Annotated in this window: 16 protein-coding genes, 2 pseudogenes and 1 riboswitch; of the genes and pseudogenes, 3 read left to right on the top strand and 15 right to left on the bottom strand. The window is 50.0% G+C overall.

Annotated elements, in window-relative coordinates; translation table 11 throughout:
- Nucleotides 1-91: 91 nt before the first annotated feature.
- The 8 genes and pseudogenes from BQ7397_RS09515 to BQ7397_RS00700 all read right to left on the bottom strand — a co-directional run bounded on the left by BQ7397_RS09515 (nucleotide 92) and on the right by BQ7397_RS00700 (nucleotide 12,505).
- Nucleotides 92-764: pseudogene (locus BQ7397_RS09515) on the bottom strand (formate/nitrite transporter family protein).
- Nucleotides 765-994: 230 nt separating this feature from the next.
- Nucleotides 995-2,146: an ABC transporter permease subunit gene (locus BQ7397_RS00670; protein WP_077074278.1), complete on the bottom strand. Its 1,152-nt coding sequence runs from the start codon at nucleotides 2,144-2,146 to the stop codon at nucleotides 995-997.
- Entirely contained in the window at nucleotides 2,139-3,209 is a 1,071-nt protein-coding gene (locus BQ7397_RS00675) for an ABC transporter permease subunit (RefSeq protein WP_077074279.1), read from the bottom strand. Before BQ7397_RS00675 ends, BQ7397_RS00670 begins: the two co-directional genes overlap by 8 nt.
- Nucleotides 3,202-4,797: a sugar ABC transporter ATP-binding protein gene (locus BQ7397_RS00680; protein WP_200801183.1), complete on the bottom strand. Its 1,596-nt coding sequence runs from the start codon at nucleotides 4,795-4,797 to the stop codon at nucleotides 3,202-3,204. The genes BQ7397_RS00675 and BQ7397_RS00680 overlap by 8 nt, the downstream gene beginning before the upstream one ends.
- 72 nt (nucleotides 4,798-4,869) lie before the next feature.
- Nucleotides 4,870-6,219 carry a DUF3798 domain-containing protein gene (locus tag BQ7397_RS00685; protein ID WP_077074280.1) on the bottom strand — a complete coding sequence of 450 codons (1,350 nt, stop codon included), beginning with the start codon at nucleotides 6,217-6,219 and terminating at the stop codon, nucleotides 4,870-4,872.
- A gap of 182 nt (nucleotides 6,220-6,401) precedes the next feature.
- Nucleotides 6,402-8,582 (bottom strand): YhgE/Pip domain-containing protein, encoded by a 2,181-nt coding sequence (locus BQ7397_RS00690; protein WP_077074281.1) that lies wholly within the window; start codon nucleotides 8,580-8,582, stop codon nucleotides 6,402-6,404.
- Nucleotides 8,557-11,103 (bottom strand): YhgE/Pip domain-containing protein, encoded by a 2,547-nt coding sequence (locus BQ7397_RS00695; protein WP_077074282.1) that lies wholly within the window; start codon nucleotides 11,101-11,103, stop codon nucleotides 8,557-8,559. Before BQ7397_RS00695 ends, BQ7397_RS00690 begins: the two co-directional genes overlap by 26 nt.
- Before the next feature lie 235 nt (nucleotides 11,104-11,338).
- The gene (locus BQ7397_RS00700; RefSeq protein ID WP_077074283.1) at nucleotides 11,339-12,505 is read right to left on the bottom strand and encodes a CD0519/CD1768 family membrane protein; all 1,167 of its coding nucleotides are present in this window, start codon (nucleotides 12,503-12,505) and stop codon (nucleotides 11,339-11,341) included.
- Between the two features lie 985 nt (nucleotides 12,506-13,490).
- Between BQ7397_RS00700 and nifJ the strand changes: the two genes are divergently transcribed.
- On the top strand, nucleotides 13,491-17,012 hold the full coding sequence (gene nifJ, locus BQ7397_RS00705) for a pyruvate:ferredoxin (flavodoxin) oxidoreductase (RefSeq protein WP_077074284.1): 3,522 nt from the start codon (nucleotides 13,491-13,493) through the stop codon (nucleotides 17,010-17,012).
- A gap of 118 nt (nucleotides 17,013-17,130) precedes the next feature.
- Here the strand turns inward: nifJ and BQ7397_RS00710 are convergent, their stop codons facing one another.
- The 5 genes from BQ7397_RS00710 to ribD form a co-directional block, all read right to left on the bottom strand.
- Nucleotides 17,131-17,556 carry a hypothetical protein gene (locus BQ7397_RS00710; protein WP_234970550.1) on the bottom strand — a complete coding sequence of 142 codons (426 nt, stop codon included), beginning with the start codon at nucleotides 17,554-17,556 and terminating at the stop codon, nucleotides 17,131-17,133.
- A 175-nt stretch (nucleotides 17,557-17,731) separates the two neighbouring features.
- Complete coding sequence (gene ribH, locus BQ7397_RS00715) at nucleotides 17,732-18,193, bottom strand: 6,7-dimethyl-8-ribityllumazine synthase (RefSeq protein WP_068454429.1); 462 nt, start codon at nucleotides 18,191-18,193, stop codon at nucleotides 17,732-17,734.
- On the bottom strand, nucleotides 18,190-19,437 hold the full coding sequence (locus tag BQ7397_RS00720; RefSeq protein WP_077074285.1) for a bifunctional 3,4-dihydroxy-2-butanone-4-phosphate synthase/GTP cyclohydrolase II: 1,248 nt from the start codon (nucleotides 19,435-19,437) through the stop codon (nucleotides 18,190-18,192). The genes ribH and BQ7397_RS00720 overlap by 4 nt, the downstream gene beginning before the upstream one ends.
- Before the next feature lie 9 nt (nucleotides 19,438-19,446).
- Entirely contained in the window at nucleotides 19,447-20,085 is a 639-nt protein-coding gene (locus BQ7397_RS00725) for a riboflavin synthase (RefSeq protein ID WP_077074286.1), read from the bottom strand.
- Entirely contained in the window at nucleotides 20,067-21,152 is a 1,086-nt protein-coding gene (gene ribD / locus BQ7397_RS00730) for a bifunctional diaminohydroxyphosphoribosylaminopyrimidine deaminase/5-amino-6-(5-phosphoribosylamino)uracil reductase RibD (RefSeq protein WP_083703338.1), read from the bottom strand. The genes BQ7397_RS00725 and ribD overlap by 19 nt, the downstream gene beginning before the upstream one ends.
- Before the next feature lie 73 nt (nucleotides 21,153-21,225).
- Nucleotides 21,226-21,339, bottom strand: a riboswitch (FMN riboswitch).
- Nucleotides 21,340-21,523: 184 nt separating this feature from the next.
- On the opposite strand from ribD, the gene BQ7397_RS00735 reads away from it, so the two are divergent.
- Nucleotides 21,524-22,063 carry an RNA polymerase sigma factor gene (locus tag BQ7397_RS00735; protein ID WP_077074287.1) on the top strand — a complete coding sequence of 180 codons (540 nt, stop codon included), beginning with the start codon at nucleotides 21,524-21,526 and terminating at the stop codon, nucleotides 22,061-22,063.
- The gene (locus BQ7397_RS00740) at nucleotides 22,056-22,892 is read left to right on the top strand and encodes a hypothetical protein (RefSeq protein WP_077074288.1); all 837 of its coding nucleotides are present in this window, start codon (nucleotides 22,056-22,058) and stop codon (nucleotides 22,890-22,892) included. The genes BQ7397_RS00735 and BQ7397_RS00740 overlap by 8 nt, the downstream gene beginning before the upstream one ends.
- A 910-nt stretch (nucleotides 22,893-23,802) precedes the next feature.
- On the opposite strand, the pseudogene tnpA reads toward BQ7397_RS00740, so the two are convergent.
- Nucleotides 23,803-24,259: pseudogene (tnpA, locus tag BQ7397_RS00750) on the bottom strand (IS200/IS605 family transposase).
- A gap of 286 nt (nucleotides 24,260-24,545) precedes the next feature.
- Entirely contained in the window at nucleotides 24,546-25,130 is a 585-nt protein-coding gene (locus tag BQ7397_RS00755; RefSeq protein ID WP_077074290.1) for an MptD family putative ECF transporter S component, read from the bottom strand.
- Nucleotides 25,131-25,137: the final 7 nt, after the last annotated feature.

Below are 25,137 nucleotides of genomic sequence, written 5' to 3' on the forward strand. Positions count from 1 at the left end.
AATCGACACGAAGATAAATACCTTCATGCCGATTAAATATTATAGGATTAAATCTTTCATTAAAAGGATCTAAAACCGCCTTGTTTTCCTGTCATCCTTCATCTGAAGAAGATATGCTATTCTTTTTGCCTATAAGGGCATAAGGTATCGCCACGAGAAACACGCCGCCTAACATATTTCCCAAGGTGACGGTTAAAAGATTATACATATAGGCCCCTGCGGTCATGGCCGTGTGCGGTGCGAGTGCATCCAAGGAGAGCAAGGTCATATTGGCGACGGAGTGTTCAAAGCCCACGGTAAAGAACAGAGACAGGCCCAGAAGATCATAATCAGCTTGCCCGCTTCCGACTTCAGCTTCATGGAACACCACACGGCGAGGCAGACCAGCATGTTACACAGGGCGCCACGCAAGATCAAAGGGATAAAGGCACGCTCACCTTGGCCGCCGCCGCGGTGGCAATGACCTGAAGAAAAGCTTCATTGGCAAGACCGGTATGGAAAAAGATCCAGGCGAGAAAAATGCCGCCCGCCCAATTGCCTAAAAAGCAGATGAGCCAAAGCTTGAGCAGCTCTCCTCTCGACACGGTCTTTTTCATGTAGCCCATGGCCATGACGAAATTATTCCCGGTGAAAAGCTCCGCCCCCGCCATGACGACGAAGCTTAACGCACAGGCAAAGGACATGCCCATGACGAGCTTAGTCAAGGAAAGATCGCTGAGGGAAGCAATGGTAAAGGAAAACAAAACGCCAAAGCCGATAAACATCCCCGCCAGCACGGAGGCAAGGAATTAGCCGCCGGGATTTGTTTTTAAAAAACGCCCCTTCCCCGCTGCCGCCTGCGCCACCTGCTCTACTTCATTATGAAACATAGGCACCTCCTGCCCTATTCGAATGCTGCCTTCAACTTCTCTTATTGTACCAAGATTCGCTCATTCTGTGTAAAAAAAGAGCGCACATAGCGCTCTTTTCTCTCGCCGAAGCGACTATCATTTTTTTACGATGGGGCCGACTCGCCGGTAGGCTTGTCGCCCTGTGTGGGTATCTCTCGCCTGCCTTCCTTGCGCGCCTCTTCCGCTTGTTTAATGCGGTTGTAAGCGTGCATAATCAATGCCAGGGTGACGACGCCGTAGGAGATGAATGTACGGAAGTACTCGCCCATCATGGCATCGCCGGTTAAGATCCGGCCCGCTTGAGGCAGAATGATAAACATCAAGTGGAACAGCATAGTCCCGATAATGGCGTTGGGAATCGTCGCCCGCATGACGCTGGCGCCGCCGACGAGAATCGATGCCGCCGCATAAAGGGCCGCTTGGTCCTGTCCGGCGTAGGTGGCCAGGGTGCCGATGTTTTGCAGATAGATGATTTGCCCGTAGCACGCGAGGACGGTGGAGATGACGATGGATTTCACCCGCACCTTGTCGGAGTAAATGCCGGCATTTCCGGAAATCACTTGGTCCATCCCGACGGCCTTCATGTCGTGGCCCAGCTTGGTCTTTTTAAACCATACGATAAAGACGCAGAGCAGGGCGATAATAATGATGGTGACCACGGGGATGTCGAAGTTAATGGCGTGCTTCGCCGTCAAGGGCATGTTGATCCTGTAGAGAAGGATGTTGTCGATGGCATGGCCCGTATCCAAGGTAATGGAGTTTTTAATGCCATAGCCCTTCGACAGGATCATGGACGCATTGTGCATGGGAATCAAGGATCCGCACAAGTAGAGTAAAAAGAGCATGTACACGCCAAGCATAAAGAAGGCGAGCATCATGGAGGTGATCATTTCGCGGCCCCGGGCTCGATTCAACACGTGTCCGGAAAATGTCCCGAGCATGATGGCGATAGGCGTGCCGATTAAGACGGCGACTAAAATGCCCGCCGGTCCCGTAATGCCCCAGTCTTGGGCGAAGATCAGACCGATTTGACCGCTCATGGCGCCCAGGGGGATCCCGAAGTTAATGCCCATGCCGGCAATAATGGGAATGATCAGGGAAAGGACGAGGAAGCTGTTGCGCACCATGCGCTTGCCGATTTCCGAAGTGACATAGCCCAAGGGCGGCTTGGCGATCCATAAGCCGACGGCGATAATGATGATGAACAGAATCGGTACTGCGGATCGCGACAGCTTTGATTTAAAGGATTTATTCATTGTGATTCCTCCTGGTCAATGCGTAGACGATCATACCGTTGGTGACGATCAATCTGAGAACCTCCGAAACGTCGATATTAATGGCGCCGTTAATGACCGTCGGGGTCAAAGTAATGATGCCCTGGAACAAAAAGGTTCCGATGATGACATTGGGTATCGTCGCCTTGTTAATGCTGGCGCCGCCGATTAACAGCGCCGCCACCGTTTGGAAGGTAAAGGACAGGGGCGATTGATAGAGCTGAATAAATCCGTAGGATTGTTGATACACGATAATCCCCACAGCGGCGATGACGGTGGATAAAATAACCGAGAATAGGCGCATGCGGTTAATGTGAATGCCGCCTGCCTTAGCGTAGTCGGGGTTGGAGCCCACGGCGGTCATGGCGGTGCCGGTCTTCGTGCGGAAGAACGCCCATACGGCCACTGCCAAAATGGCGAAGATCAAATACATTCCCACGGGAATGCGTACGCCCGCTATGCGGAAGCTTAAGAAGTCCGTCAAGATACCCGTGGAGCTTTTGGTTCCCGCAGCATCGACGGCATTGCGCATCCAGTACGCGGCGACAGGGATTTGTTGCGACAAACCGTGGCCGCCGTAGCTCAATACGGATACGGGGTTTTTATAGGGCAATACCAAGTAGGCCATACACATAAAGGCCGTAAAGGAATAGCCTACATAGGTGGCGATCAACATTTCGTCGCCTTTAATTTTGTTCAACAGGACGCCGTAGCCCCATCCGAAGACGATAGCGACGAGGGCACCGAGGAGCATGCCGACAAAGATGCCGGCGAATCCGGTGAGTCCGAATTCGATACTGGTGACGCCGCCTAGAATTCCGGCGACGACGCCGATGGGCAAGCCGAAGTTCAAGCCGCAGCCCGATTGCACCATGGGAATCAAGCTAAGGACCAAAATCGAAAACATGCCGAAGCGCGCCAAGACGTTTTCGATGGAGTCGCCAAGGGAAACGCCGGCAGCCGGTGCCGCTGCAAAGAGGGCCAAAAGGAAGAGGGCAATGATCAAACGAGGCAGCCCGATACGTTCCATTAATGTTTTATTCATGGCTGTCCACCTCTACTTTCTCACCACTCATTAACAAGCCGAATTGACTGGCCTCCGCCGTCGCCGGCAAGATCCCGGCGATGCGCCCTTCGCAAATAACGGCGATGCGGTCGCAAATGCTGCGCAGCTCTTCCAGCTCCGAAGAAATCATCACGATGGTGGTTTCTTCTTCTCTGTTTATTTTTTCAAGGGAATTCAAAACCAGTTCTTTGGCACCGATGTCGATGCCTCGTGTCGGTTCGGAAACGAACAAAAGCTCAGGATCCATACACAGGGCCTTGGCCAGGCACACCTTTTGTTGGTTGCCGCCGGAAAGGTTCCCTGCCTTTTGGTGGCTGCCCGTGGTTCGAATAGCCAAGGAGTCGATGTATTCGTCGGACACGCGCTTCATTTCCGCCTCGTCTCTAAAGCGCATGCCGAAGACCCGCTTAATAAATTTGTCTTGAACCTGCATGGCGTTAAAGGAAATGTTCCAGTAAATAGGCTCTTCCAGTAAAAGGCCTACGCCGCGGCGGTCTTCGGAGACGAAAGCAATTTTGCTTGCCAATATTTTTTTGGTATTGCCTAAGGGTAGGGGCTTTCCGTGAAATTCCACGGAGCCGGTGGCCGGATAGGTGCCTAAAATGCCGTTGGCGATGCCGAGCTTGCCTTGACCGGCAAGGCCCGCGATCCCTAAAATTTCTCCCTCGTAGACGTCCAGGTTCACGTCGTAAACCTGCTCACCGGGCATGTCCACGGCGAGGTTTCGAATGCTGAGAGCCACCTCGTCGGAAACCTTGCGGTTCGGATCCTTCGCCTCGGGACGAATGCCGTCCTCGCGGCCCACCATCCACGCGGCGATCTGATCGATGCTCAAGCCTTCATTTTTTCTGCGTTCCACGATTTCTCCGTCGCGCAGTACTACGATGCAATCACATATGGCCAAGATTTCTCTCAGTCGGTGAGTAATAAAGATGATGGCGATTCCCAAATCCGACAAACGCTTCAGTGCGGTCATGAGCTGATCTGCTTCGGTTTCCGTTAACACGGCGGTGGGCTCGTCCATAATAATGAGCTTCACATCCTCGCGGGTGATCTCCCGGGCAATTTCGATAAATTGCTTGTGGCCTACGGGCATTTCGGAAACCATGCCCGTCGGGTCGATGGCGATGCCTAAGGTGTCCAGGGAGTTGCCGGAGAGGGCGATGTTCGCCTCTTTGTCGATGGTGGAGTATTTCTTTCCGAAAATGGAGGACAGCACCGATTGCTTGGTGCGCTCCATATTAAAGGTCGTGTTTTCTGCCGCCGTAAAGCCCGGAATCAAGTTAAACTCCTGGTGTACCATGCCGATGCCCGCGGCCAGGGCATCGATAGGCGATTTAAAATCTATGGGCTCGCCGTTCAATAAAATGTCTCCGTCAAAGCCGCCGGTATCCCGAATGACTTCCATGCCGAAGATGATATTCATTAAGGTCGATTTGCCTGCGCCGTTTTCGCCGACAAGCCCGAGAATTTCCCCGGGCTTCAGCTCAAAGCTAACGTCTTTTAAAACGACGTTTTCGCCGAAGCGCTTTTCGACATGTCGAACCTCCATCATGTTCTCAGCCAAAATTTACCTCCTAATAGGAAATAAACCAACGAAAATCGCTGGTTTATTTTCCGATGCATTTGATTGTTACGATTATTCGCCGGTTTCGCCTTCAGCTTGCTCTTGGTCTTTCTTGATGGCGTCTAAGTCGATATTCATGGTCATGTATTTTTCAGGTACTTCGACCTTGTCCATGCCCAGGTAACCCTTGCCGTAGACGTAGGTGTCTTGTGCGAGAAGAATGTGGTTGTCTTTCTTTTCGCCGGAAGCGCGGTCGACGTAGTTCGTGCCCATCCACTTTGCACCTTCAGTATAGTTGTCGATGCAGTCGATGACGTTATCGATATTGGTTAATTCCATCTTGCCGTGTAAAACTTGTTGTACTAAGTCGACGGCACCCAAGGTGAGGGAGTAACCTAAGGAGTAAGCCCAGGTACCCATGCGGCCGGAACCGCCTGCTGCGACGACTGCTTTTTCAACTTCGGAGTTGATGGCCTTCCAGTCTCCTGCCTTGTCTTTAATGTCGACGGAGAATGCTTTCGGATAGCCCATGATGGGGGAAGGTAAGTCTTGTTCGACGAAGATGGCGCCGCCTGCTGCAACCCCTCTTAACAAGGGTTCGGTGTGAGCGTCATTGGTACAGAAGAACGCGGTGTCCTTGCCGTATTTGTCGATCCAAGGTTGAATGTTTTCTGCGATGTATTGTTGTGCGCCGGGTACACCGATGTCGGTGGTCGGGTCGGGAGCGTTTAAGGAAATAAATTCAAGACCTAAATCCTTGCAAGCTTCTTCCATAATGGCGCGACGTAAAGCTAAGAGCTCGATGGACATGTGGCGAGGGAAGGTGATGTGTGCAAACTTCGTTGCGCCCATGTCTTTTGCTGCTTTAATGATGCGGTAGCCGCGGCTGACGTTGTCGGCATCCAGTACTAAGTCTGCAGAGTTTTCAGCCATAACCGTATCTTCTTGTGCAACCAGGTTAACTAAGATAATGTCCGGACGTTTGGCGCGAATTTGTTGGAATGCAGCCGAGGTGCCGGGAACCGATTGATTGACGATGACTGCACGCATATCCGGGTCGTCCGCCATGGCGACGATTTTGGAAATGGTGGTTTCTTGTTCCGCTTCGAAACGGTCGGGATAGGTGTCGTGACGAATCATGCCGCCTTCGTCGCCGTTTCCGTATTTCTTAATGGCGTCTTGAGCCGCACGGAATTCGTCTTCCGCTTGAGAAACGGTACCGGTAATAATACCGATGTGAATGGTATCGCCGTCCTTTAAGGTTTCAAATTTTGCTTTGGTCGGTTCTTTCGGAGCATCGGCATTGCCGCCGCCGTTTCCGGAGTTGTTGGCTGTGTCAACCTTCGTACAAGCCGCCGTAAAGACCAACAGCATCATGGCTACGAGAGCCATGGACAAAAAGCGTCTTTTTCCTAGTTTCATAGTCATCTCTCCTATATTCCTATGTAGTTCTGCTTCCCTTAAGCGTTTTCTTAAGTTGCTAACATTCTACTTCACTAAAGTAAAAAAGTCAAGTCATGTATTGTTTTTATCTATTTTTTGTCTAAGCTTTGTTCGTTCCTCTATAGAAAAAACCTCTCCGGCGAAGAGAGGTTTTTTTAATGCTACATTAAGTTGGTTTCTTCCAGCTTTTCCTCAAAGCGTTCATTGAGCCTGATCACCGGCCGGCGCAAGACGAGGCCCAGGACCAAAGAGGCTAGGACATAGATTTGCAGAAGAAGCAATTCTTTTCCGTAAATATTGCCGTAAAAGCCTCCGATGGTTTCTTTCATGGCGTTCATGCTGTGCACAAAGGGCAGGAAGGGATACATGGCTCGAAACACGTCGGGCGCCACGTCGATGGGAAAGGTGCCGCCGCTCCCCGCCACTTGAATGACCATGAGGACGACGCAAAGGGCTTTTCCGATGTCGCCGAAGGACACGGTCAGGGTGTAGACGAGGACGTTAAAGACCATGCTCGCCACCCAGGTAGCAAAGAGAAAGCCGGCGGGATGAAGGCATTGGATCCTCAAAAAATACAGATCGCCCAGAGCGATGAGCATGCTTTGGATCGTGGCGATAATAAGAAACAAACCCAGCCTTCCGAAGTACTTTTGATGGGGTTTAAAGGTGCCGTGCTTCTCTTCGTAAGAGCTCGGCGTCGCCACGTCGATGAGGGCCACCTGAATCACTGCGCCTACCCAAAGGGCCAGGGTCGTATAAAAGGCCGCCATGGCCGATCCGTAATTATCCACGGCATAGATTTGATGGACCCGCGTCTGTACCGGTCTGGATAGAAACTTGCTCAGCTCGTCCGTATCTTCCGAAAGAAATTGTTTGATTCTGTTCGTGCTTTCGGAGTTTTCCAAAACCACCGTTCGGTCGTAGAGCGCGTCCATGGCGGAAGCGGCGCCCTCCATCAGCTGAATGGAGGTGTCCATGTGATCGCTTAAATCGGCCAGATTCTCTTCCACGCGCCCCGACAGGCGGGCCATCTCTTCCGCCGATTTCTTTCCTTCGGCCCAAAGCTTTTCCGTGTCACCGCCGACGCCATCCAATTGCTTTTCAATGGCGCCCAGTCGCGTAAACATGGTGTTTTGAAAATCTCGGCGCAGGGCCTTTAGATTGTCTTCGTTCTTCTTTTTGTTCTCGATAAATTCCAGACGCAGGGCTTTGACATCGTCGTGGCGCCGGGCTTCGGCATCGGCCACGCTTTTCAGACTACGCACCATAGCCTCTTCATAGCCTTTGCTCCGCCGGATTTTTTCCGCCGCCCGATCCAAGCCCGTCAGGGGAATGGGCAGATCGCTATTAAAGCTGACGAGCTTTTCTTCCATGGCCCCCTTATCGGCAATGTCTTGCTCCAAGGTGGCAATGGCCGCCGCCCTGCCGGCGACGAAGCGATCGCGATTCTTTTCGCCGTCGGCAAATAGATTGTCCACATCGCTTCCGATTTTTTCCATATAGGCGATGTTTTTATCCAAGGTCGTTTCCACGCTTTGACGAAAGGCTTTCAGGGTGGTTTTTAATTCATCCAGATCCTTCTTATCTTCCTTCATGCGGGCCATGCCTTCGTCCACCGTGTGTAGAGACGCGTCCATGAGGCGGTCCGAGCTTTTCATCACTGCCCTGGAGGATTCCGCCAACTGTTGAAAGGAGCGAAGGCTCGATGCCTGTGTGCGCAAGGTGTCGCCGCTTTCCGTCAACTGGCCCTGAAGCCTCTGCCAGACGGCATCGGTGTGAGGCCCCTGTCCGTCTTCGGTAAAGGTCAGGAGGCTGTCGAAGGCCGTAGTGTAAAGGGTTCTCGTAAAGGTCTCTTTTACCCAATCGGTCAGGCTTCCCGCCTCCTTTCCCACGACTTTCGGCGCAATGGCGTTTTTCTTTTCGTTGACGTAATACTCCAGCACCGGCGCTTCCCCGTCGGGAGACAGAAAGGAAAACATCTTTTCGCTGAAATCTTTTGGGATGACCACGGCGGCATAATACTTTCCGCTTTTGACGCCGTCCACGGCATCTTCTCTGTCCGTAAAAATCCAATCGACCTTTGCCTCTACGGCCAGATTCATCTTTACTTTCTCGCCGATATTAAATGTTTTGGGGATCAGCGTGGGGTGGTAGCCCTCGTCTTCATTGACGACGGCCATGGGCAGTTCTTCCGTATGTTTGTAGGGGTCCCACGAAGCGGCGATGTTGAACCAGGCGTAAAGACATGGGACCAAACAAATGCCCAAAAGGACCACGAGGACGATGCTGTTGCCTTTGATCCTCGAGAAGTCCTCCTTAATATGCTTGAAAATCATCTTCATAGCCGTCGTTCCCTTTCAACCGTTTCAATACTTCCTCTTCCGTGAGCTCCATCCACTCTTCTTCCTCTTCGTAGCGATGGCGGTAAAATTCGAGCCATATTGAATAGGTGGCAAAGGCGATAACAGAGGCCACGAATACGACCATGTAGCGAATTTTACTGTCCATACGAAAGAGTAAAAAGAGGAACAATCCGGGCACCACAGCCAGGGCGATAAAGGCCCGAGCTTTTTTCTTTTCGTAGCTTTTGAAGAAATCGTCGTGCTTTTCTTGAAGGCGGTCCAAGGCGTCTTTGTCTCCGCTTAAGATCAAGGGAATCAGGTCGCCGCCGATCAGCGCCTTTTTGCCCGGCAAGTCGCCGTGAATCAATTCGCTTTGGGCCAGCTCCAAGTCGAAAATATGGTTCAGCCCGCCGAAAATCCGCGGGCCCAACAGGCCGATCAAAAGAGAGACGGGCAAGAATGAAGCGAGTATGATCCAGTCTTTTAACAGGTGGTATTCATAGGGTCCCAACATGGCTTCGCGCATGGCGTCGATGCCGTAGTGGAAGGGCAGTACGGGGTAAATGGATTGGAAAAAAGGTGCCATCATTTCGATGGGATAGGTCCCCGATGCGCCTGGAATTTGCAGGATAAGCACGATGACGGCAATGGCCTTTCCGATATTCCTAAAGGTGGACGCCAGCGAGAAAATAATGGACACATAGGCCAGCGATGCCAACAGGGCCGTCAAGACAAAGAGGACCGGCCGGGCGCACTGCACCTTCAAGAGCCACAAGTCCCCCAAGGAGACGATGAGGGCCTGCAACAGACCCACCGGGACAAAGAGCATCCACCGCCCGCAATAGGCTTGGGAAAAGGTCACATGGCCCAAGGTTTCGTCTGGGTCCACATCGATTTTCAAAATGGAAATCAGGATCATGCCGCCGACCCACAGGGCCAGATTGGTAAAAAAGGGCGTCATGGCGCTGCCGTAATTGTCGCTTTTGTAAATCACATGCTCGTTGACCCGCACGGGATTTTCCATAAATTCGGCAAAGCTGTCCTCGTCCACGGAGGTGGCGTCGCGAATTTTTTCGTAGAGGGGCCCTCGCGCCAGCTGCCCTAAATCCGTTTTTAGCCCGCGAATGCTGTCTTGTGCCCGGGCAATGCTTTCCAGGCTCGTATTGATGGTTTCCGACGACTGCACTGTCATGGCTTCCATGTCCATAAGCAGGCGGTCCAGTTCGTCGAGCACATAGGGAATGGAGTTCAGGGTTCCGGACAAATGGCCTTCCACCTGATTCAACAGGTCGAAACTTTGGTTCATCATGGGCACGACGGTGCTTCGGTATTCGTCGCCCAGAGCCTTTTTGCTGCCTGCGGATTCCTTTAATCGGTTTTCGATGGTTTCATGGCTTTTTTCCAAGGCCTTTTCCGCCGCGATGACGGCTTCCCGCTGTTCCTTTACGGACGCGAGAAGATCACCATTTCTCTTGTTGATTTCCCGCCAACGCCCGAGGACATCCAAAGGCTTTATCTCCTTCGGTATAGGCGACAGCCCCTCGAGATCGGCCAACACGTCACCGTTTAAGTCGTTTATCACTTCGAGATCTGCAAGACCTCTGTCCATGCCCTGTCTTTCGAAGGCCAAATCCCTGTTCAGGGACAGGTATTTCTTTTCCGAATAACTTTCGGCCAGGCGGGCCACATGGTTCATGTCGTCCATAAGGCCTTCGTAGGCGGCGGCAATGGCTTCGCTCTCTTTGCGGGTCTCGGCCAGCAACTTTGCCGCTTCATCTAGTGTGAGCTCGCCTTTTTTAACGGCCTCATTTAAGCTTTTCACATCGCCCCTCGCCTTGCGGCTCAAGGAGCCCAAATGCCCCATCTCTTCGTCCATGTTTCGCAGAACGGCTTCGTAGTCTTGCAGATTTCGGCCCACGTTTTCCAAGCTGTCCATGGCTCTGTCTCTGTTTTCTTCCGCCTGTGCGCTGAAATCCGCTCTGCCTTCGGCGATTTTTTCCCCTAAAATTTCCGAGCTCATGGCGACGAAGCGGCTGTCAATTTCCGATTCCAAAGTCCCCAAGCCCGTGGAGGTGATTTTCGGAGCGATGGCGTTGAGCTTTTCATTGACGTAATAATCCAAAGCAGGGAATCGGGGTTCGCCCTCGTCCAAAATAGACAAAAAGGACGCGGAAAAATCAGAGGGGATGACGATGGCGGCGTAATATTTGCCCGCCTTTACCCCGTCGATGGCTTCGTCTTTATCCGCAAAGGTCCACCCCAGCTGATCATTTTTCTTCAGCTGCTCTATAATCTTATCGCCGGCGTTTAAATCCTCTCCCTGAAATGGCACGGAAGTGTCTTCATTGGAGACGGCGATTTTTACCTGATTCAAATTCCCGTAGGGGTCTTTGTTGGCGGCGATATTAAACCATGCATAAAAAGACGGAAGGAGTGCAATACCCAAAAGCACCACCAGAGCAGCCCCATTGCCTGCTATTCGCTTAAAATCGCGCCGTAAAATTTTTCTTGCTTGTTTCATAAAGAATCTTTCTATGTGAAGTGCTTGTTTTCATACCTTTTGGCTCGTACGTCTTTTATCTTTACCCTGCATTTATTGTACTACACAGAGCTCGGCCATTTCTCATCCTTATTTTATTTCCATTTTTCGGATAAAAAAAGAGAGCCAACTCATGGCTCTCTCATGGATTCACGTCTGTTTTTCAAGTCAATGGCAGAAAAAAAGCGCAGATCGCTCTGCGCTTTTTTTACAGGAACTAACCCACCAACATAAAGATGAAGTGAGCCGCAACACCGGCGATAATGCCGCCGATGGTGTGAGCTAAAATAGCCTTGCCTGCCAATTCTCTGGACTTTAATGCGTCCATCATACCGATGTGGGTACTCAGGTAGCCGGACCAGCACATACCCATGGCCGTAAAGACGGCGATGTCGTTAGGAAGGGCCACGCCCGTTTCGATAAAGTTCGGTACCAAAGAAATAGCCGCCCCGACGGCACCTAAGGCCGTAATGGGGAATGCGATGGCTTCCGGCGATTGGAAACCGAAGATCGGTTCAAAGATAAATTGAAGCTTTTGACCGACGACGGGCAAAAATTCCACGCCTTCATAGGCTGCGCCGGTGTATTGACCGCTTTCGCCGGGGCCGAAGGTAATCATCATAACGAAAGTACAGACGATTAAGACGCCGGGAATAATGGACATACCCATTTCAACGCCGTTCTTGCCGCCTTCCAAAAGAGCGTCAAGGGTACGTTGGAAGAGATTGCCTACGCGGACGTAGCGGAATTCACCTTGGGATTCCAGATCGTCTACATCCATGGTATCGTCGTAAGGCTTATCAGCATCTGCACCGTAATACTTTTTCGTTTGCATAAGCATTAAACGCACGCTGACGATGGAGCCGATAATGGCGCCTACATTGCCCACAACGGCGGGAACGATAAATTCCTTGCCTTGAGCGATCATAAAGGTGGTTACGATCAGGCCCATGCCGAATGCCGTCCCTAGGTTGCACAGAGCGGGCACTTGGTACTTTTTAAAGTACTGAGTAAATGTCTTGTCCTTTGCAAAAGATATGATCGCCGGGTTATCCGATAAGTAAGTGGCTACTGCGCCGGTAATACTGGCACCGGGTAGTCCCCAGATAGGTTTCATCAGCGGAGCAAAAATTTTGTTAATCAATGCGATGGCGCCGAATTCCGACAACACGCCACTGATGGCGCCTGCGAGAACGGCCATGGCCATAATCAAAAATACCGTCGACAGTAATAAATCGTGTGCCGTCGCCATCATGGTCTTAAACATCATGCCGACGCCCATCTTTCTGCCGATTAGGGTAAATCCTCCGATGAAAACAATGAGGAATACAAAAGTTTCCAGCCCTACCGCTTTTACTTTTTTCCTACCGTTTGTGTCATCCATAAAAAAACCTCCGTGCACTATTCCGTAGTGCTTCTAATCTTATAAGTTTTGATTCTGTCCTTTTGCTTAGACGATCAATCTTTAAATATATTATAATCGAATTTCTCTATAAGTTCAATAGCTGATTGTTTATTTTTGAACTTTCAAAACGTATCGGCAACGCTAAGCCATTCATTAATTTTTTTGATTCCGTGCCTATTTTGTCAAAAATTTAATCTTCACAATTCAATCACACTTATTTCAATAAATTAAATTTATTCCGACCTGAAATCAATCCCTTTCAGACGACATCCCCAAAAAAGTGAATTTATCTGCTCTGAGAATAGGGTACTCTTCCGGCCTATTGAATTTTTCTATGGCTCGATGTATGTAATTCTATGTAAAGCGATATACTTCTATTGTTAAAAAAACGACTTTCTCCTATACATTATTGCATGGGCAAAGTGTAAAATTTTCTGTCACCCTCGGATCCCTTTTTTATTTTTATTTTCTTTTTTTAAAGCTTTTTCCTTATCTGCAATCTTTTTTAACGACATCTTCGGCCATCTTGCCTTTTACTATTATGAAAAGCATTCCACATTTTGAGGACCTCCCTCTTATTGATGAGCCGCTTTTTCTTTTTTCGCGACTAAAATCGGCAGCCTACACCACCTGACAAATCATGTCCGGGTATTCGACAGCCCTCCCCGGCCACCGTAATTTTTGACTTTATTATGGTTCTTCTTTTAATGTGACTTCTTGCGTATGCTAATTTTTTCGTTTCATGTTTGCGCTTTCTCTAATATTGTTGTTTGTCGACAAAATTCTTAAGAATTTATCTGATTGCGAACAGCATCTATCAATTTCAAGGCGTGTTGTATATAATGTTTTTTGTAAGGAAGGCGAATCGATCTGATAACGTTTTCGTGTTTGCGGCACGAGATGCCGATCAGCCGATCCGCCCGACAATAGGCTATTACCTCGAAATAGTATAAGGAGTGTGTTCATGAGCGAAAAAGTTTATAAGTCTATGGACGGTAACGAAGCGGCGGCTTACGTCTCGTACGCTTTTACCGAAGTGGCAGCGATTTTCCCGATTACCCCTTCTTCTCCTATGGCAGCTACAGTTGACGCTTGGGCCGCCGACGGCAAGAAGAATCTTTTTGGACAAGAAGTACGTTTAGTTGAAATGCAAGCCGAAGCCGGTGCCGCAGCCGCTTTACACGGCTCTTTGGAAGCAGGCGCATTGACCACGACCTACACTGCATCTCAAGGTCTGGCCCTGATGATCCCCAGTATGTTCCGTACGGCCGGTTCTCTTTATCCCGGCGTTATGCACGTCGCAGCACGTACATTAGGCTCCCACGTTCTTTCTATTTACGGGGACCACTCCGACGTGATGGCATGCCGTCAAACGGGCTGGGCTATGATCGCATCCGGCGACGTTCAGGAAACCATGAACCTGGCAGCTGTGGCTCACCTCTCCGCCATCGAAGGCACCGTTCCCTTTATGCACTTCTTCGACGGTTTCAGAACCTCCCACGAAATTCAAAAGGTGGAAGTCTTCGATTACGACGATCTCGGCAATCTGCTGAACTGGGACGCCGTCGAGCATTACAAACAAAATGCCATGAATCCGGAACGCCCGAAGCAAAGAGGGATCGTTCAAAATCCGGATACTTATTTCCAATCCAGAGAATCCATCAACACCTTCTACGACCGCCTTCCCAGCATCGTCGAAAGCTATATGAATAAAGTCAATGCCTTAAAGGGCACGGATTACCGTCTGTTTAATTTCTACGGCGCGGAAGATGCCGAAGATGTTATCGTCGGCATGGGCTCGGTCAGCGGTTTGGTTAAGGATACGGTAGACCGTCTGAATTCCGAAGGTCGTAAGACCGGTTATATGCAAGTACACCTGTTCCGTCCCTTCTCCAAGAAGCATTTCTTGGATGAAATGCCCAAGACCGTCAAACGGATCGCCGTCATCGACCGTACCAAGGAACCCGGCGGACGTGATCCCTTGTTCCTGGACGTCTCCGCCGTCTACAACAATATGGAAGATGCTCCCGAAATTTACGGCGGCCGCTACGGCCTGTCCTCGAAGGACGTAGACCACGCACAGATCAATGCCATCTTCGAAAACTTAAAACAAAACGAACCGAAGGACGATTTCACCGTCGGCATCGTGGACGATGTCACCTATCGTTCCCTGCCCGTGGACCGGAGCTTCGTTATTCGCAATCCCAAGATCATTAACTGCAAGTTCTGGGGTCTCGGCGGCGACGGTACCGTCGGTGCCAATAAAAACTCCATTAAGATCATTGGCGACAATACGGATATGTATGTTCAAGCCTACTTCGAATACGACGCCAAGAAGACCGGCGGGATTACCAAGTCCAATCTGCGCTTCGGCCACGAACCGATCAGAAACAGTAATGCCGTTACCTACGGCGACTTCATTGCCTGCCATAACCAAAGCTACATTACCCGCTACGACATCGTCAATGAAATTCGTCCGGGCGGCGTCTTCCTCATGAACACCACTTGGGACGATGCCACTCTCGCCGAACGTCTGCCCAACAAGGTTAAAAAATATTTGGCTGAAAACGACATTCAATTCTATACCATCGACGCCGTGGAATTGGCGGAAGACATCGGCTTAGGTCGTCGTACCAATACGATTTTGCAATCCGCTTTCTTCAAGCTCGCGGAAATCATCCCCATGGATGAAGCGGAACGCCTAATGAAAGAATTCGCCAAGAAATCTTACGGCAAAAAAGGCGAAAAAGTCGTCAACATGAACTACAAGGCCATCGAAGTGGGCTACCAAAACCTCCACAAATTCGACGTTCCCGCCGAATGGAAGAACCTCACCGTGGAAGAACCCCAGGTCGATCCCACTCTGTCCGACTACGTTCGCAACATGATGATTCCCATTACGGAGCTTCTCGGCGACGATTTGCCTGTATCGGCATTTAAGGGCTATGAATCCGGCTACATCCCCTTGGGTACCTCGAAATTCGAAAAACGGGGCATCGCCGTTCACGTTCCCCGTTGGCAACCGGATAACTGCATTCAATGTAACCAATGCTCTTTTATCTGCCCCCACGCAGCCATTCGTCCCTTCCTTTTAGATGAAGACGAAGCAAAGAACAAACCGGCAAGCTTCCGCAGTCTCCCCGCCAAGGGCTTGAAGGAATACGAATTTGCCATCCAAGTGGATCCTCTGGACTGCACGGGCTGCGGCAACTGTGTTCAAACATGTCCGGCGAAGGAAAAAGCCCTCGTCTTTGAAGATTTCGAAACGCAACTTCCCGAACAAGAAAACTGGGATTACGCCATGACCTTGTCCCACAAGAAGAATCCCATGAACAAGTTCACCGTCAAGGGCAGCCAATTCGAACAACCGCTACTCGAGTTCTCGGGCGCATGTGCCGGCTGTTCCGAATCTCCCTATGCGAAGCTGCTCACCCAGCTTTTCGGTGACAGAATGTATATCGCCAACGCCACGGGCTGTTCCCAAGCCTGGGGCTGCGCATTCCCCATCGCACCTTACACCACCAATTACCAAGGCTTCGGCCCCGCATGGTCCAATCTGTTGTTTGAAAACAATGCGGAATTCTGCTTAGGTATGTACCTGGCCAACGGTCAACAACGTGAAAAGGTGACCATGGAACTGGAAAAGGTCAACGACGCCATCGACGATAAGGAAGCGAAAGCCGCCTTTAAAGAATGGCTGGACAACTATAACGAAGGCGAAGGCACCCGCGAACGCAGCGACGCCGTTATCGAAGCATTGAAGCGCCTGGATCTCGACGGTGAAGCCCTGAAGGCCAGAGACTACGTCCTCGCCCACAAGGAACAGCTGACCAAGAAATCCTTCTGGATGTACGGCGGCGACGGCTGGGCCTACGACATCGGCTACGGCGGACTGGATCACGTTCTGGCAACCGGCGCCGACCTAAATGTCCTCGTCGTCGACAACGAACTTTACGCCAACACCGGCGGACAATCCTCGAAAGCAACTCCGAAGGGTGCCGTGGTACAATTTGCCGCTGCCGGCAAGAAAACGGCGAAGAAAGACTTGGGTCTTTTGGCCATGAGCTACCGCGACATTTACGTCGCGAAGGTTGCCCTGGGCGCCAACATGAACCACCTGATCAAGGTCATTAAGGAAGCGGAAGCCTACAACGGCCCGTCCTTAATCGTGGCCTACTCCCCCTGTATCAATCACGGGATTACCAAGGGCATGGCTTATGCGACGCAACAACAAAAAGAAGCCGTCGAAAGCAACTACTGGCAACTGTACCACTACAATCCCGAGCTCATCGCCAAGGGCGAAAATCCCTTCAAGATGGATTCCAAGGAACCGACCAAGTCCTATCGCGAATTCATTATGAGCGAAAACCGCTACGCATCCCTGCTCCGTCGCTCCCCCGAAGAAGGCGAAGAGCTTCTCGACGCTTCGGAAGAAGATGCACGGCAAACCTACAAACGCTACAAGGAATTGTCTGAAGATAATTAATTGTTGACGAAAATTCCTTAGACCCTCACTTTACACTGACCCCCGTCGGTCGGACCGAAAAATCCGGCCTGCGGGGGTCTTTTCTTGCGCAAAAAAAAGCATCTGCACGTGCGGATGCTTACTTTTCGCCGACGACTTTTCTCTCGTAGCTTGCGTAATTGAATAAGAACAAGATCCCCGCCATGGCCAGTGCCGTCCCCAGACCCGTATAGAAAAAGGCGATGAAGCGCTCGGGCAGAAGATGAAAGGCGCGAATGGTGATGCCGAAGGTCATCATCAAGGCCATGATCAAAAAAGATTTCTTGTCGAAGAAATGCCACGGCCGCTTGTACTCCTCTTCGTAGCCGTGAATGCGGACCACGTGTTTGTCTACCAAGGGCTGAAAGACTTTCGTCCAAAAGAGAAAAAAGACCAGGGCAGACAGAGCGACATGGAAAGGGCTCAAGGCGCGGGTGTAGGCTTCCACGCCGATTTTTAATACATTGATTCCGGCAAGGGACCAGACCAGTCCCGCCAACAGCAATAAGGTTCTCTTCTTTACCACATTTTCATCTCCCATCATCGTGGTTCAATCGTTTTTTATTTTAAAATGCTCGATGCTTAAAATGACACATTGTCACTCCCTATTATACCCGCTTTTTTCTGTGAATCCCATATTTATTTTTTAACCGCACAAAAAAAACGCCTCCGAGAAAATCGGAAGCGTTCCTTCTTTAAATTTACATGGCGTCGAAAAGATCCGCCATTTCCAACACGCTCATGGCGGTGTCGTAGCCCTTGTTGCCGCTCTTGGTGCCGGCACGTTCTACGGCCTGCTCGATGTTTTCCGTGGTGACGATGCCGAAGCCCACGGGAATATTCGTATCCAGCGATACCTTGGCGATGCCCTTAGACACTTCGTTGCAGACGTAGTCGTAGTGGGTGGTGGCTCCGCGGATCACGGCGCCGAGGCAAATGACGCCGTCGTACTTTCCGGATTGAGCCAGCTTTTGTGCCGCCAGAGGAATTTCAAAAGCTCCGGGTACCCGCACCAAGCTCAGGTCTTCGTCCTTCACGCCGTGGCGGTACAAGCAGTCCAAGGCGCCGTCTAAAAGTTTCGACGTAATGAAATCATTGAAACGGCTCACGACAATGGCGAAGGATTTTCCCTCACCTCTTAACATTCCTTCCATAATTTTCATCGGTTGGCCTCCTTGCTTTGTTTTTCCACGTGTCCGTGGCAATCGCAGCCGAATTCGTGTAAATAGTGGTTCAGCTTTTTGGCTTTGGTTTCCAAATAGAAGTGGTCGTTTTCGTGGGATTGAATTTCAATGGGTACGCGTTCTACAATTTCCATGCCGTATTGTTCCAGGTGGTACACCTTGTCGGGATTATTGGTTAAAAGACGCATTTTTGTCACGCCGAGATCTTTCAAAATTTGCGCGCCGATGTAGTATTCCCGGGCATCTTCCGGGAAGCCTAAAGCCACATTGGCTTCCACCGTGTCCATGCCCTCATCTTGAAGAGCGTAGGCTTTTAATTTATTCAAAAGACCGATGCCTCTTCCCTCTTGACGCATGTAAAGGACGATGCCATTGCCTTCTTCCTCCACTTGCATCATGGCACGTTGCAATTGATCGCCGCAGTCGCAGCGCAGGGAGCCGAAGGCGTCGCCGGTTAAGCATTCGGAGTGGACGCGGGTTAAGATGGCGTCCTCTTTTGTAATGTCGCCTTTGATCAGGGCCACGTGGTGTTCGCCGTTTAAGGTATTGCGATAGCCTACGGCTTTAAAATGGCCGTACTTCGTGGGCATGTCCGCTTCGGCTACCCGTTCGATAAGGCAATCGTGGGTCTTTCTGTATTCTTTTAATAGCTCGATATTAATGAGGGGGACGTTTAATTCCTTTGCCAGTTCGCAGATGCGGTCCCGCTGCATCATTTCTCCGTTATCTTCCATGATTTCACAGCAAAGACCCACCTCCGTCAAACCGGCGAGACGCAATAAATCCACGGTGCCTTCCGTGTGCCCTTCACGCTCCAATACTCCGCCGGGCTTGGCGATAAGAGGAAACATGTGGCCCGGGCGGCGGAAGTCTTCGGCTTTCGAATTGGGATCGGCGGTTTTTCTGGCGGTGAATGCCCGTTCCACGGCGCTGATCCCCGTGGTGGTGTCCACGTGGTCGATGGTGACGGTAAAAGCCGTTTCGTGATTGTCCCTGTTTTTGGAGACCATGGGCTTTAAGTGCAGGCGATCCGCTTCTTTTTGGCTCATGGGCATACAGATCAGGCCTTTGGCGTAGGTAGCCATGGCATTTAATTGCTCCGTGGTGCAGGTTTCGGCGGCGACGATCATGTCCCCTTCGTTTTCACGGTCTTCCGCATCCACGGCAATGATCATCTTGCCTGCTTTCAGCGCGTCGATTGCTTCTTCAATTGTGTTCCACATAATTTCCTCCTAAAATCCATGCTTTCTGAAAAAATTCATATCCAGCGGGGAATATTCTTTCGCCACTTCATTTTGTCTCAATAAATACTTGCCCACGATGTCGAATTCCACGGTGACGGGGTCGCCGGGCTTCAGCTCACCTAAATTGGTGGAGCGCAAGGTCTCCGGAATCAGGGAGACGGAAAAATCGTTTCGCCCCGCCCGGGCGATGGTTAGGCTCACGCCGTTTAGGGCCACCGAGCCCTGGGCCACGAAATAAGGCGCCCAAGCCGGTTCCACACCGATGTGAAGGAGATAGCCCCCTTCGTGTGGCTCGATGCCTTTCACCTGCCCCACCGTGTCCACGTGGCCCTGGACGATGTGCCCGCCCATGCGGCTCGCGGGAAGAAGGGCCCGCTCCAAATTCACGGCACTTCCCGGCCGCAAGCGGTCCAGAGCGGATTTTTTCGCCGTCACCGTCATCATGTCCGCCGTAAAGGTGCCCTCCGCCATGGAAGTCACCGTGAGGCAGACGCCGTTAGTGGCGATGGAATCGCCGATCTTCGTATCTTCAAGCACCGTTTGCGCCATCACCCGCAGGACGATCTTCTCGCCCCGCTTCTCCAGAGCGGCCACGGTGCCCACTTCTTCTACGATTCCCGTAAACATGCTCTGATGCCTCCTATAAACAGATCCGGCCCCAGCATCTTTACCTCTTGAAAGACGAAATCCCGTCGCTCGCTTAACGCAGCGATGGCACGACCCGTGACGGCATCTTTTCCGCCGCCGAAGAGGGTGGGCGCGAGATAAAGGGCGAATTCATCTACCAGATCTTCGTAAATCAGGCTGCCGTGAAGGCGTCCGCCCCCTTCCACGAGAATGCGGCCCATGTCCTTGGCATACAGGTCCTTTAAAATGGCGTGGAGATCCAGCTTGCCCTTCTTCTCCTGCATCACTTCAACGACGACGCCCCGCTCTCTCAGGGTCTTGATCTTCGCCTCGTCCATATGCGTCGTGTAGACGATAGTAGGCTGCGTGCCGTCGTATACGTGATAATCCAAATCCACGGCGCCGCGGCGGTCCAAAATAATCCGCGTAGGATCCTCTCCTTCGCCGCTGCGATTGCTGAGGCGGGGATTGTCCTTGGTCACCGTGTTGGTGCCCACGAGAATTCCGTCCACCATGCCTCGAAGCTTGTGGCCGTCCTTGCGCGCCGCCTCCGATGTGATCCATTGGCTTTCGCCTGTATCCGTGGCGATTTTTCCGTCTACCGTCGCAGCAAATTTACAAATCACATAGGGCGTCTGCGTCAAAATACTCGTGAAAAAGGCCCGGTTCAGGGATTGGCATGCCTCCTCAAGGACGCCTACATCCACCTGAATCCCCGCCGCTTCCAAAGCGGCGACGCCGCGACCGGCGACCTTTGGATTGGGATCCAAGGTGCCGACCACTACCCGGGCGATCCCCGCCCGCTCGATGGCCACGACACAGGGCGGCGTCTTTCCGTAGTGGAAGCAAGGCTCCAAGGTGACATACATGGTGCCGCCCCTCGGCGATTCCTCCACCTGCTTCAAACAATCCACCTCGGCGTGGTCCTTGCCGAAGCCGTGATGGTAGCCCTCGGCGATGACTCGCCCGTCCTTTACCAAGACGGCGCCTACCATGGGATTGGTCTTGGTCTTGCCCAAGCCCTTTTTCGCAAGAGTCAATGCCCGATTCATATACTGCTCATCCATAAAGCCTCCTGCATTAAAAAAACCGAAGCGCAACGCTTCGGAGTGACAATCAAATGAAGGACAATCAATGTCCTTAGCTCTTCTTTCATCCGGACTATACCGTCGGTATCGGAATTGCACCGATTCAATCATGTGACTCGTGGACTTTACCACCGGTGAGGAGTTGCACCTCGCCCCGAAGAATATATGAAGTTCAGGAAATGTTTTCCTTTAATTATGATACCACTTATATCTTAGCCTGTAAAGAAAATATATCGTCCTCTCTTTAAAATTTGCTCCCATCCTATGTACAATAAACAAACGAGAATGTTTTTGTAATAAAGGGAACCCTCCCGCGTATATACAAGTGAAGGGACAAGGAGGTGAAGCCAATGGATGAAACGACCCATGTACCGACCGTCATAGACGATGCCGTTACATTTGAAGCCGTCTACGATCGCTACTTCGATTCCGTATTTCGGTTCGTCATCTACCGCACCGGCAATCGGGAGGTGGCCAAAGATCTGACGGTGGATATTTTCTTCAAGGTCTACAAGAAATTTTCCGCCTACGATTCGAAAAAAGGCAGCTTCGAGGTGTGGCTCTACACCATTGCAAGCAATCAGGTGAAGGATTACTACCGACGAAAGAGCCGCTTTCAGTGGTTGCCCATCACCGCGGCGAAAGACGTGGTCGAAGACGATCCCGGTGCCGAAGAACTTATGGAGAACAAAGAAGAAATCGCCTATTTGCGGCGGACCGTAAAAAAACTGAAGCCCCGGGATCAGTTGTTGATCAGCTACAAATTCGGTGCGGAGCTTTCCAATCAAACCATCGCCGAGCTTATGGACACGAATCCCAATCACGTGGGCGTCATGATCCACCGTTTGCTGAATCAATTGCGAAAAGAAATGGAGGCCTATTATGAATGAAAATAAAAACCCCCACGACGACGTAAGTCGAAATTTAAAAAGCCTGTATCAAGCCGACGAAAAAGATAGACGGGAGGTCTATGTAAAAATGAAAAACAAACAACGAAAACAATATAAAAAGCCCGCCATCGCCGCGGCATGCGCCCTTTTAATCGCTACCCTCCCCTTTACGAGCTTTGGCGGCGGCATCGTGAATACGGTGAGACAAGCCGTCAGCCCCTCGGGCCGCATCGTCGTCAACGAAGACGAGCCGGCCGTGGCCATCCCCTTCCCCGAGGAATTAAAGGGAAAGGTCTTCGACAAAGAGGGAAATGAAATCACCGACCTCGAAGTCCTGAAAAAGGCAGAGCACGTCTACTCCAAAGACGGCCGGGAAATCGTGGGAAGCAATTACGACGAAGCCACCCGCACCGGCGAAGTTACCTTCGAATACGCCGACGAAGTGAAAAAAGATACGGGCGACAAGGCCCCGGTGAAAGAAATCGCCAAAAAATTAAGCTTCAATCCCCTGGTTTTTTCGGATAAATACAACTACGTGGAATCGGAAATCTTCGCCGAGCCGGGGACACTTTCCGATTGCGTCGCCTTCATCTACGAAAAAGACGGCAAGACCATCTATATTGACGAGCGGGTCTCCTCCCCGGAAAACGCCTATGAAACCGGCGGCGAAGGCAAAATCTACGAAGTCAATGTGGACGGCGTGAAGGTCATCATTCAAGGCCGTGATGCCGACTTCGAACGAGACGGCCTCCTCGTCTCCGTTTCCGCCGAAGGCGCGGACAAAGACGACCTTATCGCCATGGTGAAAGATTTACATCTACTGAAATAAATTGATATGCCGCCGGCCAACCCCGGCGGTTTTTTATATTCTCTATCATCCTAACCAACCAAAACTAATGACAAACAGATAGGTTCTAACCGCAGATACTATGCTTTGAAACAGAGAGCCTTCACCAAGACCTGTCCAGACTAACAATACAAAAACATGAGGTATCAGCAAAAGACCCAGCACTAGCCAAACGAGAGGACTTTTAGTGGTAAAGAACAAACCTATAGTGATGGTAGTAAAAGATATTAAGAAAAATATGGACCAGAAAAGCTCGCCTTTGTCCAATGCGCCCTCTCTTCCAAACCGAGATATTTCAGGCGGGTAGCTATCGGCGTAAAACCAAGCTAAAGCAAATAGTCCCACCGCTAATAGGCCAAGAGTATAAAAATAGCGTCTGTCGAGCACACGTTTTCGGTTAACTCTGCATAGATTCTTCATACTACACCTTTTCTCCACCAAACAAAACCAATAACAAGCACGTACTAACCATCGTCATCCATTTTTTCACACATATCCTTCTCTCGATCGTTTTTCATCTACCTGCCGGTAAATTTTATGACAACCAATGTCTGTCTATGACCTATCTTTATCTACATTACCCTCATCCATTATTATGATAGTAATTCTTAATGCCAAGATATCATTATAGTTTTCACATGTCAAACCTATCCTTGAAAATTATTCTACTATTTGCCACCTGTTAAATTTGCTTTGTATCTTGATGCTGGACACAATATAAGACAAAGCCTTTGGTTAAATTGACAGATTACCTGACTCCCAATATTTGGACATTACACACAATAAACATCCCCCGGCGTAGCCGGGGGTTTTTCTTTTTCGGTCCAAAGGGCCTGTATTACTAGCTGCGCCTGAAGGGCGTCGGTGGTCTGCCCGTGCTAACGTTACTTGGCTACCCCTTGAAGGGGTTCGTCTTGTCGAAGGTTAATTGCTCACTTATTTGATCTTCTTTCAGTTGATTTTGAATGTATTCTTGTATCTTTTAGCGTTTTTTCCCGCTGTATCAACGTAATACCCTCGGCACCAAAACTGCCTTCCCCTATATTTAAATTTCATGTCTCCCCATCGTTCATAGATCATGATGCTGCTTTTCCCTTTCAGAAACCCCATGAATGAAGATACGGAGAGTTTGGGCGGGATCTCTAGTAACATATGAACGTGATCCGGACATACTTCCGCCTCGATAATATTTACGCCTTTCCAGCTACATAACTCGCGTAGAATCGCCCTATTTCTAAGCGCTTCGATCCATAAAATACTTTTCACCTGTATTTCGGAGCAAACACGACGTGATACTTACAATTCCATTTTGTGTGTGATAGACTATGGGTGTGATTTAGTGATGTCATTATTCCCTCCTGATTGTGATTGGTTGGCAGACCTTTCTTATCATACCATTCTGGGAATATCAGGTGATTATCGCTAAATCTAAACGGAACCCCCGGTCTAACCGGGGGTTTTCTAATACAAAAGAGGACTTATGCCATTAAGCATAAATCCTCTTAATTGAGATAAATTTATTCTTACCCCATATTTTAAATTTGATTTTTTATGAAAATTACCTATAGATCCTAAATAATACATAGCAATTACCTCCATTATTTAATCCATTTTTCCCTCACAAATAAATATTGATTAAATCACTCCGGCTTTTTCAAAATGTTTTTTAAGAATTCGTGTTGCAACAAAAGCTCCTATGCAAGCAAGAATAAAAGTTATCAAACCAAATCCTACTGCCCACGAAACTTTGAAATAAGATAATGCTTCATTTATTTGTGCTTCGCTCATTTTCCATTTTGTTGCTCTTTCCACAAAAGAAGCAGTTCCGAATAAAATCACAGGAATTACTGTTCCTAAAAAATCTGCTAATGCAAATGTCCCATATCCAATAATCATTCGTCCCTTGCTCTCATAATTTCCTATAATCAAATCACATATAATTCCACCGATTACAGCAAAGACTGCATGAGGCAAATGTCCTCCTGACAACGCAATTAAACCAAGAAGCGTTCCTGATATTGTAAATACGCCCTTCTTTTTAACTTTCACAGCCATAAGGATATAAACGGTGGCAGCTATCATAAAGCTAACTCCTGAAGCAATAAAGCCTCCAATAACTGTTGTTGCCATAGCAAATGCAACTGCCATGTATATGACAATTCCAATTGCATTAAAAATTCCGATTGTAATAAAATCACGACCATTTAATTTGTTTTTCATAAAAGTC

It is taken from the genome of Aedoeadaptatus urinae, assembly GCF_900155585.1.
Classification (GTDB): Bacteria; Bacillota; Clostridia; order Tissierellales; family Peptoniphilaceae; genus Aedoeadaptatus; species Aedoeadaptatus urinae.